This window comes from Natrinema sp. H-ect4 (assembly GCF_041894845.1).
GTDB lineage: Archaea > Halobacteriota > Halobacteria > Halobacteriales > Natrialbaceae > Natrinema.
Genome location: NZ_JBHDYC010000024.1, coordinates 30,033 through 44,246, shown reverse-complemented (window position 1 = coordinate 44,246; position 14,214 = coordinate 30,033). Strand labels below are relative to the sequence as shown.

Annotated in this window: 14 protein-coding genes; 10 read left to right on the top strand and 4 right to left on the bottom strand. The window is 54.6% G+C overall.

Translation table 11 applies throughout. The annotated features are described in order from the left end of the window. Positions 1-30 precede the first annotated feature (30 nt). From ACEWFR_RS21210 to ACEWFR_RS21200, 3 genes are read right to left on the bottom strand one after another with little or no spacing between them, the layout of a single operon-like run. On the bottom strand, positions 31-204 hold the full coding sequence (locus tag ACEWFR_RS21210; protein WP_374062914.1) for a hypothetical protein: 174 nt from the start codon (positions 202-204) through the stop codon (positions 31-33). Then, positions 201-773, bottom strand: coding sequence for a hypothetical protein (locus ACEWFR_RS21205; RefSeq protein ID WP_374062911.1), 573 nt, complete (start codon positions 771-773; stop codon positions 201-203). The genes ACEWFR_RS21210 and ACEWFR_RS21205 overlap by 4 nt, the downstream gene beginning before the upstream one ends. Next, positions 766-921, bottom strand: coding sequence for a DUF2080 family transposase-associated protein (locus tag ACEWFR_RS21200; RefSeq protein ID WP_141551690.1), 156 nt, complete (start codon positions 919-921; stop codon positions 766-768). The genes ACEWFR_RS21205 and ACEWFR_RS21200 overlap by 8 nt, the downstream gene beginning before the upstream one ends. 53 nt (positions 922-974) lie before the next feature. Between ACEWFR_RS21200 and tnpA the strand changes: the two genes are divergently transcribed. The 6 genes from tnpA to ACEWFR_RS21170 all read left to right on the top strand — a co-directional run bounded on the left by tnpA (position 975) and on the right by ACEWFR_RS21170 (position 7,288). After that, positions 975-1,373, top strand: coding sequence for an IS200/IS605 family transposase (tnpA, locus tag ACEWFR_RS21195; protein ID WP_374062910.1), 399 nt, complete (start codon positions 975-977; stop codon positions 1,371-1,373). Positions 1,374-1,524: 151 nt separating this feature from the next. After that, positions 1,525-2,301: an ABC transporter ATP-binding protein gene (locus ACEWFR_RS21190; protein ID WP_374062909.1), complete on the top strand. Its 777-nt coding sequence runs from the start codon at positions 1,525-1,527 to the stop codon at positions 2,299-2,301. Continuing rightward, on the top strand, positions 2,298-3,512 hold the full coding sequence (locus ACEWFR_RS21185; protein WP_374062908.1) for an ABC transporter permease: 1,215 nt from the start codon (positions 2,298-2,300) through the stop codon (positions 3,510-3,512). The genes ACEWFR_RS21190 and ACEWFR_RS21185 overlap by 4 nt, the downstream gene beginning before the upstream one ends. Then, positions 3,512-4,768, top strand: a complete 1,257-nt coding sequence (locus ACEWFR_RS21180) for an ABC transporter permease (protein ID WP_374062907.1) — start codon at positions 3,512-3,514, stop codon at positions 4,766-4,768. The genes ACEWFR_RS21185 and ACEWFR_RS21180 overlap by 1 nt, the downstream gene beginning before the upstream one ends. A 957-nt stretch (positions 4,769-5,725) precedes the next feature. Further along, positions 5,726-6,982 (top strand): RNA-guided endonuclease InsQ/TnpB family protein, encoded by a 1,257-nt coding sequence (locus ACEWFR_RS21175; protein WP_374062906.1) that lies wholly within the window; start codon positions 5,726-5,728, stop codon positions 6,980-6,982. Between the two features lie 174 nt (positions 6,983-7,156). Next, the gene (locus ACEWFR_RS21170) at positions 7,157-7,288 is read left to right on the top strand and encodes a hypothetical protein (protein WP_374062905.1); all 132 of its coding nucleotides are present in this window, start codon (positions 7,157-7,159) and stop codon (positions 7,286-7,288) included. A gap of 118 nt (positions 7,289-7,406) precedes the next feature. Here the strand turns inward: ACEWFR_RS21170 and ACEWFR_RS21165 are convergent, their stop codons facing one another. After that, the gene (locus ACEWFR_RS21165) at positions 7,407-9,632 is read right to left on the bottom strand and encodes a PGF-pre-PGF domain-containing protein (protein ID WP_374062904.1); all 2,226 of its coding nucleotides are present in this window, start codon (positions 9,630-9,632) and stop codon (positions 7,407-7,409) included. Positions 9,633-9,858: 226 nt separating this feature from the next. On the opposite strand from ACEWFR_RS21165, the gene ACEWFR_RS21160 reads away from it, so the two are divergent. The 4 genes from ACEWFR_RS21160 (at position 9,859) to ACEWFR_RS21145 (ending at position 14,198) form a co-directional block, all read left to right on the top strand. Beyond that, a complete protein-coding gene (locus ACEWFR_RS21160; RefSeq protein WP_374062903.1) occupies positions 9,859-11,037 on the top strand; it encodes a hypothetical protein in 1,179 nt (392 codons plus the stop codon). A 745-nt stretch (positions 11,038-11,782) separates the two neighbouring features. Next, entirely contained in the window at positions 11,783-12,046 is a 264-nt protein-coding gene (locus ACEWFR_RS21155) for a hypothetical protein (RefSeq protein WP_374062913.1), read from the top strand. Then, positions 12,043-13,164, top strand: coding sequence for a DUF4350 domain-containing protein (locus tag ACEWFR_RS21150; RefSeq protein ID WP_374062902.1), 1,122 nt, complete (start codon positions 12,043-12,045; stop codon positions 13,162-13,164). Before ACEWFR_RS21155 ends, ACEWFR_RS21150 begins: the two co-directional genes overlap by 4 nt. Beyond that, positions 13,161-14,198 carry an AAA family ATPase gene (locus ACEWFR_RS21145; RefSeq protein WP_374062901.1) on the top strand — a complete coding sequence of 346 codons (1,038 nt, stop codon included), beginning with the start codon at positions 13,161-13,163 and terminating at the stop codon, positions 14,196-14,198. Before ACEWFR_RS21150 ends, ACEWFR_RS21145 begins: the two co-directional genes overlap by 4 nt. The last annotated feature ends 16 nt before the right edge of the window (positions 14,199-14,214 follow it).

The following is a 14,214-nucleotide window of genomic DNA, read 5'->3' as shown; positions in this document are numbered from 1 at the left end:
CCGTCACCGTTTGAACGGATGTGCGCGCAGTTAAAAGATTGGAAAGTTGTCGGCTTCACCCTCGGGGTCAAGCCCCGAGGCAGTCGCCTTGCACCGCCTGTACACTCGGCGGGTTTCGAGCGTGGCGTCGTACAGCAGGCCCTCGTTGTCACTCTGGATGTCGAGTTGGAAGTCCAGCGTCTTGACGAGGAGATTCGTAGTCATTTGATTCGAACGTCAATAAGCCTCCCAATCTCGTGGGTCGGTGGGTCATATTGGATATGGAACCCAGAATCAGACGACTTTTCATGGCACTCTAGGGTGCGTTCAACGTTGACCGTAACGGTAGGGAGGCCATCCCACGGCGGGAGAGCTTCTTCTTCACGCCCGTTGTTGATTGCTTGTTCTGCTTCCTCTCGCGTCAAATCCTCGTACTCATCAAGCCACCACTGACGGGACGCATTAATGTCCACGACACAGTATTCTGGTTGTTCATCAACAGGCTCTGTGTACACGATGGAGGGGTCAATCCCCAGCCGGTCTAATTCGTCCAGCCAGATTTTTGCAAAACACATGAGCGTCTCCCCTTCGTCTTCGATGCTGGCACGCCATATAGTTGCGTTTAGGGTTGCCTTGGGGAGTGTGTCGTGGTGGTAAGATGACCCGTCATATTTCGACGTGGGGCCACTCATCGGCCCATCGAACCGAAGAACAACGTCCTTTCCCCCGGCCTCACAGAGTATCTGAACGATGGAAGCGGTTCGAGCAGACTCGGTTTTCGTACTACTACTCATCATCTCCTCCGTCGGGTTCTGAGGTTCGGACGACTTTCACGTCCGCTCCACGCCAGCGTTTGGGGACGGTGATGTGGGCGCTGTTCCCGAACGGTTTGACCTCACCGTCGAGAACTTCCTCGCCGTCGATTTCAAAGCGATTCACCATAGAAACGTATATCCCTCGGATATACTTAACTGTGTCGGTGGAAAGGGTTTGATATGGGCGAAAAGCGGTCGAATCACACAGTGTACAACGTCAACTACCACTTCGTGTGGTGTCCAAAATACCGTCCCGAGATTCTCGAACCAATCGAGGACTCACTGGAAACGAGTTTCCGTGACGTGTGCGACGAATACGGCTACGATATACTATCATTGCACATCTCATCTGACCACGTACATCTGTTTCTTTCTGCCCACCCGAAGCACGCTCCGAGCGAGATTGTACGGACAGTCAAGAGCATCACGGCCCGGGAGATGTGGGAACAGCACGAGTCGTTTTTGGAGAGGTATCTGTGGGGTGGTGGGTTCTGGGAGGACTCGTACTACGTCGGGACGGCAGGCGACGTTTCGACAGACACGATTGAGCAGTATATTGAGCGCACGGAACACGTTTAGCGGAGCGCACGGCCTTCACCCTCAGGGTCAAGCCCCGAGGCACTCGGCCTGCTCCGCCTGTAGACTCAAGTACCATCTCGAGAAAGAATTTTAAGCACGTGTGAATCTGTCAAACAGAACAGTTAATTATCTATAGACTCGTCCCACGGATATGGCTAGGTCCGCCGCGACGTGCAAGCAACCATCTGTTTCCTCCTCCATCGTCACAGCGGATGACGTGACGAAGATCTATCGAAGAGGTTCAAAGCCTGGACGGTTTGCTCGAGCTGTTGGCCGCTCAGCGCCTCCGACTGTCAGCGCGGTTGATTCAGTGTCAGTTACCGTTTCGAACGAGGAGATCGTTGGTCTGGCAGGACCGAGTGGAAGCGGGAAATCAACGTTGCTGCATCTTCTTGCAGGGCTGGAACAGCCAACCGATGGAACGGTTTCGTTTCAGGAGACTGATCTTGCGACGCTGTCGAAACGTGAGCGGACGCGTCATCGACTTGAACATATCGGCATTGTCTTCCAACAATTTCATCTCCTTGACTCGCTTTCAGCTCGTGCAAACGTCGCCCTTCCGCTCGTTGAGCTTGGTGTGTCGAAACGACAACGCCGGAAGCAGGCGACTGAGTTGCTTGAACAGGTTGGACTCAAGGACCGTATCACCCATCGACCTCGAGAACTCAGTGGGGGAGAACAACAGCGCGTCGCGATTGCTCGCGCACTGGTAACGGGTCCAGCACTCGTCGTTGCTGATGAACCGACTGGCGAATTAGATACGGAGACTGGACGAGCGATTCTGCAGGCTTTTAAGCAAGTTGCGGAGAACCGTGCTGTCGTCCTTGCATCACACGATCAGGAAACACTCGAAATCTGTGACCGTGTGATTCGCCTCCAGGATGGTACCATCACTGAGCGTCCGACGGAAGAAACTCCCACTCAATGACGATTCGCCAGCTACTCACGCGGTGGCTTGGACTTCTTTCGGTTGGAATCCGTCGAACGGCGTCACGTGCGACTTATACGGCGAAACAACGGATCCGATTTAGTGTTCTTGGCGTCGCCGTCGTGATTGCGCTGTTAGTCATGGTCACTGGACTCGGTGTCGGTCTCGCCACTGAGACGTCCGTGTACGACGATGATATTGATTACTGGATCGTCCCGGATACGGATAGTCCAGAGTCACCGTTAGTCGCGACCGATGCTCCGCAGTTCAGTTCGGTCCACGACACGAACGACCGCATCCGTGATCATGCGGAGGTCGAATCGTCGACACCGGTTCTGTCACAGGTCCTCCGAATCACAACTGGCGAGGGCGGTGAGTATGTTCTCGTTGTCGGAATCATAAATACGCCAGAACTCGATCGAGTGAGTGGTCTTGACTCGGATCCACTCACACCTCATGATCCGTACTACGATACTGGGGAGTACAGCGGCGAATGGACAGGTGACACCGTGTTGTCACAGAGCGCAGCCGAGGCTCTTGGGGTCTCATCTGGCGACTCAGTAACAATTGCTGGAAACAGCTCATTCACTGTCACAGCCGTTGACAATCAATCACAGTCTGTTGGTGGCGTCCCAACGGCACTCGTTCAATTGAGCGAGCTACAAACCGCGACTGGTGCTGCGACGTACGATCAGGCGGATCAATTCGTTGTAGGAACGAACTCGCCAGCCGTACAGCAGGATCTCGAGGAGATCTATCCACAGTCCTCCGTTCAGTCTCGTGGTGAGATGACTGTGAGTAACACTCGCGAGTCGGATTTGTCATTGGCGCTTGCACTGACTGCGTTCATCGTTTCGCTTTCGATTGGGACGCTCTTTGTCGTCACAACGTCGGGGCTCGAAATCGTTGCGGATCGACAACAGTTATCGATCTTATCCGCGATGGGGATTTCGGTGAGAAGTCAGTTACAACTTATCGGAACACAGACGCTCGTCATGACGGCACTTGGTGGAGTAATCGGGACTGTCGGTGGCTTAGTGGGCATTCAAGTAATAAATGCTATCGCGGTCCGGACGATAACCACTGAGCCAATAGCGATTTCTCATCCCCTGTTCGTTGTGTACGGAATCGGCGCTGCACTGTTAGTAGGGCTGCTCTCACTGCCGATCCTGTTGATTGTTGCTCGCCGTGTTTCAGGAGGTGTTCCGTAATGCTTCGCTCGATGCGTAATTGGGCAAGCAGTCACTTTGCTCGGTCACAGACAGCTGCGAATCTTACCGTTGCTCAGTTCAGACAGCACAAACTCCGACTTCTATTAGCGGTGATCGGCGTTGCATTGGCTGTTCTCGCGATAACATTACTCGCCGGGACGGGAATTGGTGTTCTCGAAACGGGTGAGCAGCAATTTAACGCGGCGGAACGCGATCTCTGGGTTACGGCAGGTGAAACCCGAATCACATCTGCGGGCGGTGGTGGCTTCGAAAACTCACTGTATAACTCCCGAGGTGTCTCTGCCGAGATGGAGTCAACTGAGGGGGTTCAGCATGCTATCCCATTAGCGTTTGATACCATGTATGTGAGCACAACCGGTAGTGATGACTTCAACACGTTTGTTGCGACGGGAGTGCCGGTCGGTGGGCCGAGTATTCAGGTGACAGATGGAGAGGAACTTACAGGAGATCCCCATTACGCAAATGGAACGTACGATGGTGAGATGACCCGTGAAGTTCTGATAGATAAAGAAACGGCACAGTCTCTTAACGTCACAGTTGGTGATACGATCAATATCGGTGGATCATTGGCCGCTGCGAGACAAAACGAGTTCACTGTCGTCGGAATCTCACCGACGTTCGAGCGAATGCTCGGAACACCAACGGTGACGATGCCGCTCAGTGAACTGCATGAAGTTGCCGGAAATACGCAAACGGAGCCAGCAACGTTCATCACCATTACTGTTGAGGATGGTGCAGACGTTGAGACGGTACAGCAGAACCTGGAAGCGAAATATCCAGAATACGAGATTCGATCGAACCAGGAACAACTATCGGCCGTATTAGGAGAGCAAGTGATCGTACTCGCAGCCGCTGGGGCCCTGGTCTCCCTCGCAATTGGTGCTGGGGTTGCACTTACGATGTCCCTTCTGTCACTTGTGATCTACCAACAGCGGAAAACATTTGCAGCCCTGAATGCACAGGGCGTTTCATCGGTGCTGCTCATTTACACAGTGATTGGTCAGGGACTTGTAATCGGAGTGCTCGGTGGTGGAATCGGTATACTGCTCACTCCATTTGGTGTTGTCGGACTCAACCGACTTTCAGCAGCCGTTGTCGGCTTCGATGGACTTGTCCAAACTGCGCCATGGATTTACGGTGGAGCACTAGGAATTGCCATCGGGATTGGAACCTGTGCAGCAGCGATTGCCGGGTGGCGTATGAGCCGTAGGCCTCCCTTGGAAGCCCTTTCCTAGTATCAGGGGAGCGTTGCAACGCCAAGGGCGACGTGCAGCCCCTCACCTACGTCTCTGTGCGCGACGACACCGACCTCGGTAGTTGCCACGGTTCTCACCACCCACCAACCTCTACAAGCCATCACTAGCTGTCTCGAACGCCTCTCCAGAGGCAAAAGGATGAAAAACACGGACAACACTAAGTGGCGGATCGTGGGAAGAGGATTCAGGTAGAGATTAAATGTCGAGAAAGAGCCTGAAACAGGCATACTGCCCAGAATGTGATGAGGAACGGGAAGTCCAGAAAACGGTCCCGTGGCAACCTGATCTCTGTACTAATTGCGGCGCGAATGTTGAAAGCTGAACAATTTTATAAAATTCTTTAGTGTGTCTGCAAGTCGCGTCGTCGAAGCAGGAAGCCCCTGCCTCAAGGAGCCGCCGAAGGCGGCGAGTAGGCAGGGGTAGTTCACGTGACGGCAATCGGAATTCGAACTCGACAAGAAGAGTGGCCCGAACGTACCGGACTCTTGGTCCACAAAAACTCAAGGTAAAACCCGTGAGATTCCGATTCGACTCCACCGTAACCTCCCCAATAACGAACAAATTGAAAAGTCGGTTGAAGTCGGCGGTTGTCGCATTCATCCCCGGGTACAGTTACCCGGGGAATTCTGCTTGTACCGTTTAAAGAGGTCACACTCAAGAAAGAACCCACGGAAATGTGATACGTCTCGTTCTGCATCGAGACGGACAAACCCGAGAAACCCGCCGTCGAAGACACCAATCCCGATGGCACCGTGGGTCTTGACCTATCGGCATAGGGCGAGGGAACAAGAAAAGCCACGGGTTACCCGACCCATGGTCGTTTACCAGAATTGAGGCGAGAATGCCCTCCTCCTCAAGGAGCGAGTAGGGAGGGGATGAATCGCCGCACGACAGTACAAGCCATGAAGTGAACACATCTCTAATCAAGGGATAGCGATGGAGTACAGTCACCGCTACCCCGCATACCCGACACAACAGGGAGCGGCTGTACTGGACTCTCACATCGACATTCATCGCCAAGCGTACAACTACACGCTCTACGAATACGAGAACGTGGATGTCGACGACATCGGTTCCGCGTACAAACACCACTCCCGACTCACCGACTGGAAAGACGAATTCCCCATCTTCGCGGAAGTTAACTCCAAAGCACTGCAACGAACCGTCACGCGGTTCTACCAGAACCTCAACGGACTCTCCGAGCAGAAGCAAAACGGACGCACGGTCGGGAAGCTCAAGTGGAAGTCACCAAAGGAGTTCCAGAGTATGACGTATTCGCAGTCTGGCTTCGAACTCAAAAACACGAGTGGCCGACGCGCGACGCTCTGGCTCTCTAAAATCGGAGACATCCCGATCCGCTACCACCGCGAAATCCCCGACGAAGCCGACATCAAAGAAGTCACCATCAAGAAGGAGACAACTGGTGACTGGTTCGTCTCCTTCGGGCTGGAAACCGACGAGGCCGACCTTCCCGAGAAATCCCCGGTTGATTCGCTCGACGCGAGCAACAGCGTCGGCGTTGACCTCGGCATCCAGAACTACATTCACACTAGCGACGGCAAGACCGTGGACTGGATCGACCTCGAAGACGAATACGACCGCCTCCGCCACGAGCAACGGAAGTTGTCGCGGAAGGAGCAAGGGTCGAACAACTACGAGAAGCAACGCCGAGAAGTAGCGACGGTCAAGCGACACATCCCTCAAAAGGTGCTGGACTACCAGCACAAAATCACGACGTGGCTCGTCCGCGAGTACGATGCTGTGTTCGTCGAGGACTTGGACGTGAAGGGAATGCTGGAACAGTCACAGAACGCTCGCAACAAGCAGGACGCGGCGTGGCGACAGTTCATTACGCTCCTCGAATACAAGGCAGACTTGTACGGCTGTCACGTCGTTCAGGTGGAAGCACCAGGAACGACCAAGGAGTGCGCAAAGTGTAATGTAGAGACGGGGAAACCCATCTGGGTTCGAGAACACTCTTGTCCGTCGTGTGGGTTCGAGTGTGACCGGGACGCGAACGCGGTCGTCAGATTACGTCTGACGGGCAGCAAAATCGCATGCGATTTTGCGACGGCGATGAACGTCTTGCAGCGGGGCTTTTCTGAACTAGGGCTGGGATGGTCCGAAGACACGCCTGTGGAGACTGCGCTCCCTACGGACACCCATTCGGTGTCTGCAAAGCGCGTTCGCTAGACTACGTCTGGCGGGCTGTCAGACTCGCAGAGTCTGACAACGTCATCGAAACAGGAAGCCCCACCCTCAACGAAGCCGCACCAGCGGCTGAGTAGGGTGGGGGAGTTCACTCGGCTTAAAGCACGAGGAATCGTCAATCACAAAGCGAAGTATTGGACGGTGTCAGATAGTCACATGGCGTCGGAGGAAGCGGCTGTGCATACCAGCCGAGCGGCTGCCGAGTACGATGATGGAAAAGAGTTCGATATATCGGCGTTGGCTGAGAACGCAGACGATGAGAACGCTCGACAGTATGCCGAAGAATGAGATATACGCGACAGGATTTGGTGTTCGTACCAGATCCGTTTAAAACCGGAGAAAACCCGCGACCGTGGTTAATTATCCCACCGCTCGGGAATCCTCGCCCATTAGAGCGTGGAGGATGTCAAGGTGTCCGTCGGCGGAGAACCAGAAGTGCTATCGCTAACGCCGTAACCGTGATACCAAGTCCAAAGCCGGGGACTGGCAACAGGCCTCCACCGTCTCCATCACTATCGCTGCCATCACCATCGCCGCCATCATCATCGCCGCCATCATCATCGCCGCCATCACTGTCTCCCTCCTGCTCGACCGTGATAGTCACGGAGTCAGTTCCGGTTTCATCGGCATCGTTTGTAACAGTCAACTGGGCAGTATATTCACCACCGTCACTAAGGGTGGTTGTCACGATCTCGCCAGAGAGCGTCTGACCGTCGATCTCCCACTCGTAACTGACGATCTCGCCATACCGGTTCTCGGATCCCGAGGCGTCGAGCTCAACCTCTTCACCTGGATTAATAGTCGTTGGTGAGGCGGTCGCGGTGGCAGTCGGTTCGCTCACCGCGCTCACCGAGAAGTACGAGAACCCAGGAGTCTGCGCTTCCAAGACGACTTCATTGTCACGTTCCTCGACAAGAGTGGTGCTAAGACCGTGCCACTTGCCCTTCTCTTCGTCAAACCGGTTAATCCGTAGATCTTCAGCGTTGACACCGGTCTCGTTGATACGGTCCTTCGAGACGGTTGTACGGATCGTGGCGCTCGTATCCTTGGCGTTTTCCGGGACGTTGATCTCGAATACGGATGTCGATGTACCGGGGGAAGGCCCAGTCTCATCAGGCTCACTGGAAAGATCACGGCTGGTCACATCACCGGTGACATCAGCGCTGTCAAAGGTAATCTGCTCAGTGGATGTCTCCTGGAATGACACCGTCGATTTGCCTTTCTCTTCGTCAACTATCGGCGATGCTGTCTCCTCTTCTTCCACGGTATCTTCATCGTCGCTGTCGTCATCATCGTCTCCATCGCCTGGGGATGGACTCCAACCACCATTATTATCGTCTTCATCGTCGTCATCGCTGGCCTCTTCAACCGTAATTGTTCCAGCGTTGGTTTCGAACTCACTGATATCATTGGTTGAGGCAATGTGGACCCACTGGTATTCGCCTTCAGACCAGTTTTCATATGTAGTGATATTAAGTATTTCATTGGAATCCCCATTAGCCAAACCGGTTACAGAGGCATCTAGAATTGTACTGTTACCTTCAAACTCGGGCTCGTTCCGTTCAGCGTCCTCTGCCACCATTGAGATGATGTCTGCGACGCTAAACGTCCCGGTTTCGGTCCGTTCACTGAATGTATACCCCAGCATGGAGACATCCCCGTCAAAGTCTGCCACGCCATTGACGCTCTCAATCTCTGACTCAATCGTCAGATAATCCTCTGAGAAGTTTTGGTCTGGTTCATCGGTAATGTTGATGGTTGTCAGACTGTTATCGTCCGTGAACTGTTCTTTATTATACAGTGCAACAGTATGGTTGACATCCCCTTCGAGCCCTGTATCGATATCAAAAGAGGCAGTATCGCCAGGTTCTATGTCCTCAGCCGTCACTTCTGACGGCTGTTCATGGACAAGGAAGGCATCAATCCCTATGATAACAGAGTCTCCAGTAGAATCAGGAACAAAATCACCGTTCTTAACACTGCGATTGGTATCACCCTTTTCAACAACAGCGAAGGTGACGTACTGACCAGCACCATCCCCGAACTCCGAATTAGAATCAGGGACGAACTCAGCATCCATCTCCCCGTTTTCAAGTGTTTCGTTTGCTATCGATTTGAACGTGACGTTCTCATTCACTTCGTCAAGTCTGTCTTCGTCGAACCAGTCTTGGAGTCCGCTAATTGTTCGCGGGATCTGGTCCGCTGACGGTGAACTATCCCCAGTCTCACTGTTTGGCGTAAGCTTGCCGACAACAAGCCTAGTGGTGTTGTCGTCGTAGCGGTCGGTAGGTGCCACATCAACCGCATTTGTCAATTCCAATGGAATTGGTTCGGTTTTGTTGTAGACTGCGAGCTCGTCATAGCGGGCCTGTTGAGCGGAATAATCATTGTCCCAGTGCGCAATTTCTACTCGTTGATTCTCCACGATAACTTCGCCGGCGCTCGAGTTAGCCCGGAGCGGCAAGGGTGAACTTTCCCAGACCGAAACACCGCTAACATTCGTGTCGAACTCGGTATCACCAATCTCGTCGCTCGGTGCGCTGGTTGTCGCAGCCCCCACCGTTGCTCCAGCAACTCCAGCAACTGGTGCTATGAGTAAGGCGAAGCAGACAACAACCGTAAGACGATTCATACAGAATTAACTTTCTTCATACCCTATATAATTTCCCCCCCTGTATCCAGTCCATCTTCTGTCTCCACCAGCAGATCAGTCACTGCTACATCTGCCCGTGTCGAAAGTGTTAATGGTCACTCTTCACAACCATTCTGAAGAACGAACGGTCTATCCGCCTAAAAGCCGTCTCCACCGTTCCATACGAGAAGTTGGGCCACCGCCTGAGCCCTGTACAACCTCACCCATGACCCGCAAACTGTCACACTCTATCGGCTACGCCCTCATCACCCTCACGCTCATACTCAGCAGTGTTATCGCCCTCTCATCAATTGGCTTGGCAGCTGACGGATACGAACTCTCGTCTCCCGGTGCTGTCAACACACCCGAAGAGACCGTCTCAGTCGACGGCTCAGACTACACGATCTCTGCTCTAGCCACAGCCAAACCGGATACATCGGTCACCGTCGATATCGAAATGGGGGGTGACGAACGGTTTAACCTTGATATCCTCAACGACCAAGAGCAAGCCGTTACCAACACATATCGGGGTAGCGGTACTGAAAGTACCACGATTAATACCTCCAACGTTAAGCCAGGAACATATGCAATCGTCCTTCAGGTTGACGGCGGCATCGTCGCCACTCTGCCATTAGTCATCGAAAAGTATGATGTCTCTCTCGACTCTACAGCAATCGAAACCACGGAGACCAAAACAACAGTCCCGATATCTGTCGTGTCGGGTGCGAATGAACAAGGACCTGAGCATGTTGAGGTCGCAGTTTGGGATGGTGAAGAGATTACACGAGTACCAGCCAACCATATTAACGGAAACGAGTACGAGGCAACATTCGACGACCTTGAAACCGGAGAATATCAGGTATATGCTGCTGCACAAGGAACGGATACGGTCCTTGGCCAACCAGAAGCCCTTGGGGTCAGTGACGGACATCACTTCAACATTAATACCGACAACCCTAACGACGGCTCTGAGGGCAGCGATGGCGGAGATAACCCTAACGACGGCTCTGAGGGCAGCGATGGCGGAGATAACCCTAACGACGGCTCTGAGGGCAGCAATGGCGGAGATAACTCTAGCGACGGCTCTGACGAACTTGGTGATGGGCAGGAATCCAACGATCTGAACGAAACGGGTGATGGAAATGAAACTAACGACCAAAATAAGACTGACAACCACGAGGATAACAACACATCTACCGACGACGGAAACGAGTCCAGGTCAACAGGAGACAACGACAGCGAGATGGACGATTCAGTTATTGAACCTACAACCGAGGATGACGAGACACCAGCCACCGATGAATCAGCTGACGACGAGGCCGACTCCGTCCCAAACAGAGCTATACCACTCCTTGCAGCTACCATACTACTCGCCAGCCTCATAATTAGAGCCGCCAACAAGTAACCGACCCCACCCTACTTCGCTCGGTCTTGCGACCTCGCTCGTTGAGGGAGGGGCTTTGATGTGGGACTCGCCGTCAGTTGTCGCCGGGGAGGAAGGTTGTTCCTTGCCCGTACCGAACGACCTTCGAGGTCAGCGTCCCCACCATTCGGGGGCCGGGCTACTGCGGCCCGTGATACCGGCGACGTGTGCGACGGTATCACTGATTACTGGGAGGGCAGACCCCCGAAAAAGCGTTTCGGGTAGCGAGTCAGTCAGCGACACCCACGTTGTTCGTTTCCCACCGTGTCGGCTTCCTCTCCGTCCGACTCGCGTCGTGCTTCCGACCTGGTGTCGCAAGCCCTCTCTCGTTGAGGCCGGAGGCTCCGCCTCGAAACTGCTGAATTGATTTTAGCTCGTCTAGGATTTGCTTCGGCAGCTACTGTTTACGGCGAGGTGGATGTCACCACGGGATTGCTGGCAACACTGGCATCGCCTTCGGGCCACTTATCGCCGCGCTGTTGTTGCTGGCGGTTGAGTGGCAACTCGTCGTGGCAGTGCTCGCCGTGCCTGCGGTGTTAGCCGGGATCGTGGGGCTGATAGCCGAGTTCGACGAGACTGCCGCCGTCCAGATCGCCGACGGGGCCGTGACGATACGATCCGGTCGCTCTCAGCCTCAAACACATGGAGTCGGAACTCCGCGACGGGAGTGCGCTACGTTTAGGTACCCCTATATCACTTACTAGGATAGATGGCGACACAGCGTCGGATGCAGTTCGTCCGCGGGCAGGTCGCGTGGATGGTCGCGACCATCCTTGTGCTCGCACTGTTGAACGCGCTTTCCTACGAGCTGTTTTTCGTTCTGTCACTGATCGGGTTCCTGATTATCACAGAGCTAACGGCCCCGTTCAACGTCACGCCGACATGGCGACGCCGGCTCCGGTGGCTTATCCTAGTTGGACTTATTGGCTTTACTGCCATCGTTGTGCGGCGAATCCTCGAGATTCTCCCGCCAGAGGTGGTCCCAGTATGAGTTGGCACAGAGGGCTACTTGGCGATGGCACGATCGACTGGCCTCGAGTACTGTTGCTCACACTTGCTATTACCCTCGTGATTGCGCTGGGTACCGTCGCCGCGACATCGTCGACCGCGTTCGGTCTGTATAACCCCTCGTGGGATGGATCGTCCGATCTTCGTCAGGGCGCTGAGAACGATCCCACGGTCGAGAGTCACCTCCTGCACGACACTGCCCAGTACGAGGAACTGCCGGCCAACGAGACGGTCGCGTTCGTTATTGCGCCAGACGAATCCTATGAGGGCGAGAGCAGTGAGCGGCTTCAGGAATTTGTCGCAAGCGGTGGGACGCTGGTCGTCCTCGAAAACTTCGACGAGCAGGGGAACGATCTGTTTGCAGACGTCGGCGCTGAAGCGCGAATGGATGGCCAACTCCTGCGGGACGATCGCCACCACTTCCGCGGGCCACCGATGCCAGTCGCAACGGTGATCGAAAACAACACGTTGACGACCGGCGTCAACCAGTTGACGCTCAACTATGGAACGGCCGTCGAACCTGGAAACGCAACGGTACTTGTCTCGACTAGTAATTTTGCGTACCTCGGCCCAGAAGAAGACGATTTGGACGAGCAAGACGAACTCCGATCGTATCCGGTTGTGACAGTCGAAAACGTCAGCGAGGGGCAAGTGGTCGCCGTCGGCGACCCCAGCATCACGATCAACGCGATGTACGACGAGCCCGACAACGCCGCGTTCCTACGCACACTATACGCTGACGCCGATCACGTGGCTTTCGACTACTCCCACGGTGCCGAAGTGCCGCCGCTGACCAGTACAATACTGACGATTCGCAACTCACCGCTATTGCAACTCCTTGTTGGAACCGTCGGGATTGGACTCGTCATGGTCTTCTCGCACATACGCGTTCAGTCCCCACTTATGGGTATCCAGTCTCGACTTCCAGCGCGTTTCCAGCCGGCCGAAAGTCGTACTGATGGGCTGGATTCCCCCGGGCTCTCTGACACCGAGCGCGCCACGTATCTCCGCCAACGCTATCCTGACTGGGACGAGGAACAAATTCAGCGTGTGATAACAGCGCTTAACCATCCCCGTTCGGAAGGAGAGACTAACGAATGAGCGGTACCACTGATCCGGCTGACGGACTGAGCGGCGATCCCGAAGCCATCTATGACTCGCTACACACGGAAATCGACCGTGTTCTTATCGGGAACGACGAGGCAGTCGAATATCTGACGGTCGCGCTGTTGACCCGCGGCCACCTCCTACTTGAGGGGGTCCCAGGAATCGCAAAGACGACGCTCGCAAATCTCTTTGCGCGAACGACCGGTATGGAGTACAACCGAATTCAGATGACGCCCGACACCCTCCCGGCCGACATCACAGGGACGCATATCTACCGACAGGGTACGGGGGAGTTCGAACTCCAGCGTGGCCCCGTCTTCGCCAATCTTGTGGTCGCTGACGAGATTAACCGCGCGACGCCAAAAACCCAGAGTGCATTGCTCGAGGCGATGGAGGAGCGACGCGTTACCATCGAGGGAGATACGCTCTCACTGCCAGATCCGTTTATGGTCGTCGCAACCCAGAACCCAATCGAGGCCGAAGGCGTGTTCCAACTTCCTGAAGCCCAGCGCGACCGCTTCCAGTTCAAGCTAACGCTCGATCTGCCGGATCGAACGGACGAGCGAGAAATACTCGAACGGTTTGATGAGGATCCAGAACTCGGTCCCGGTGATGTCGAGCAGGTCATCGACCCCCAAGCGCTCGTCGATGCCCGCCGGACCGTCCAAACAGTCCACGTCGCACCACCGGTCAAAGAGTACGTACTGGATCTTGTCGCTGCGACACGTGAGAATGCAGATGTCTCCCACGGTGCCTCACCGCGTGCGACGCTTGCCTTTCTCAACGGTGCCAAGGCGCGAGCTGCGATCAATGGTCGCGACTACGTGATTCCTGATGACGTGAAATCGATGGCTGAGCCAGTGTTGAACCACCGACTCGTGTTAAGTACGGATGCTGATCTGAGCGACATTGATCCCGCCGACATCGTCGCGGAGATCGTTGACACGGTCGAGCCACCAAGTGCCGATGCAAGCCATGCATTCGACTCACCGACAGCGAGTGATGGTGGCGACGATACTATTAACTGATTTCTAGGTTTTTTGC

Bases quoted from the DNA above. Each gene is read 5' to 3' on its own strand.
- ACEWFR_RS21210 (WP_374062914.1), bottom strand. From the start codon at position 204: ATGACTACGAATCTCCTCGTCAAGACGCTGGACTTCCAACTCGACATC.
- ACEWFR_RS21205 (WP_374062911.1), bottom strand. From the start codon at position 773: ATGAGTAGTAGTACGAAAACCGAGTCTGCTCGAACCGCTTCCATCGTT.
- ACEWFR_RS21200 (WP_141551690.1), bottom strand. From the start codon at position 921: ATGGTGAATCGCTTTGAAATCGACGGCGAGGAAGTTCTCGACGGTGAG.
- tnpA (WP_374062910.1), top strand. From the start codon at position 975: ATGGGCGAAAAGCGGTCGAATCACACAGTGTACAACGTCAACTACCAC.
- ACEWFR_RS21190 (WP_374062909.1), top strand. From the start codon at position 1,525: ATGGCTAGGTCCGCCGCGACGTGCAAGCAACCATCTGTTTCCTCCTCC.
- ACEWFR_RS21185 (WP_374062908.1), top strand. From the start codon at position 2,298: ATGACGATTCGCCAGCTACTCACGCGGTGGCTTGGACTTCTTTCGGTT.
- ACEWFR_RS21180 (WP_374062907.1), top strand. From the start codon at position 3,512: ATGCTTCGCTCGATGCGTAATTGGGCAAGCAGTCACTTTGCTCGGTCA.
- ACEWFR_RS21175 (WP_374062906.1), top strand. From the start codon at position 5,726: ATGGAGTACAGTCACCGCTACCCCGCATACCCGACACAACAGGGAGCG.
- ACEWFR_RS21170 (WP_374062905.1), top strand. From the start codon at position 7,157: ATGGCGTCGGAGGAAGCGGCTGTGCATACCAGCCGAGCGGCTGCCGAG.
- ACEWFR_RS21165 (WP_374062904.1), bottom strand. From the start codon at position 9,632: ATGAATCGTCTTACGGTTGTTGTCTGCTTCGCCTTACTCATAGCACCA.
- ACEWFR_RS21160 (WP_374062903.1), top strand. From the start codon at position 9,859: ATGACCCGCAAACTGTCACACTCTATCGGCTACGCCCTCATCACCCTC.
- ACEWFR_RS21155 (WP_374062913.1), top strand. From the start codon at position 11,783: ATGCAGTTCGTCCGCGGGCAGGTCGCGTGGATGGTCGCGACCATCCTT.
- ACEWFR_RS21150 (WP_374062902.1), top strand. From the start codon at position 12,043: ATGAGTTGGCACAGAGGGCTACTTGGCGATGGCACGATCGACTGGCCT.
- ACEWFR_RS21145 (WP_374062901.1), top strand. From the start codon at position 13,161: ATGAGCGGTACCACTGATCCGGCTGACGGACTGAGCGGCGATCCCGAA.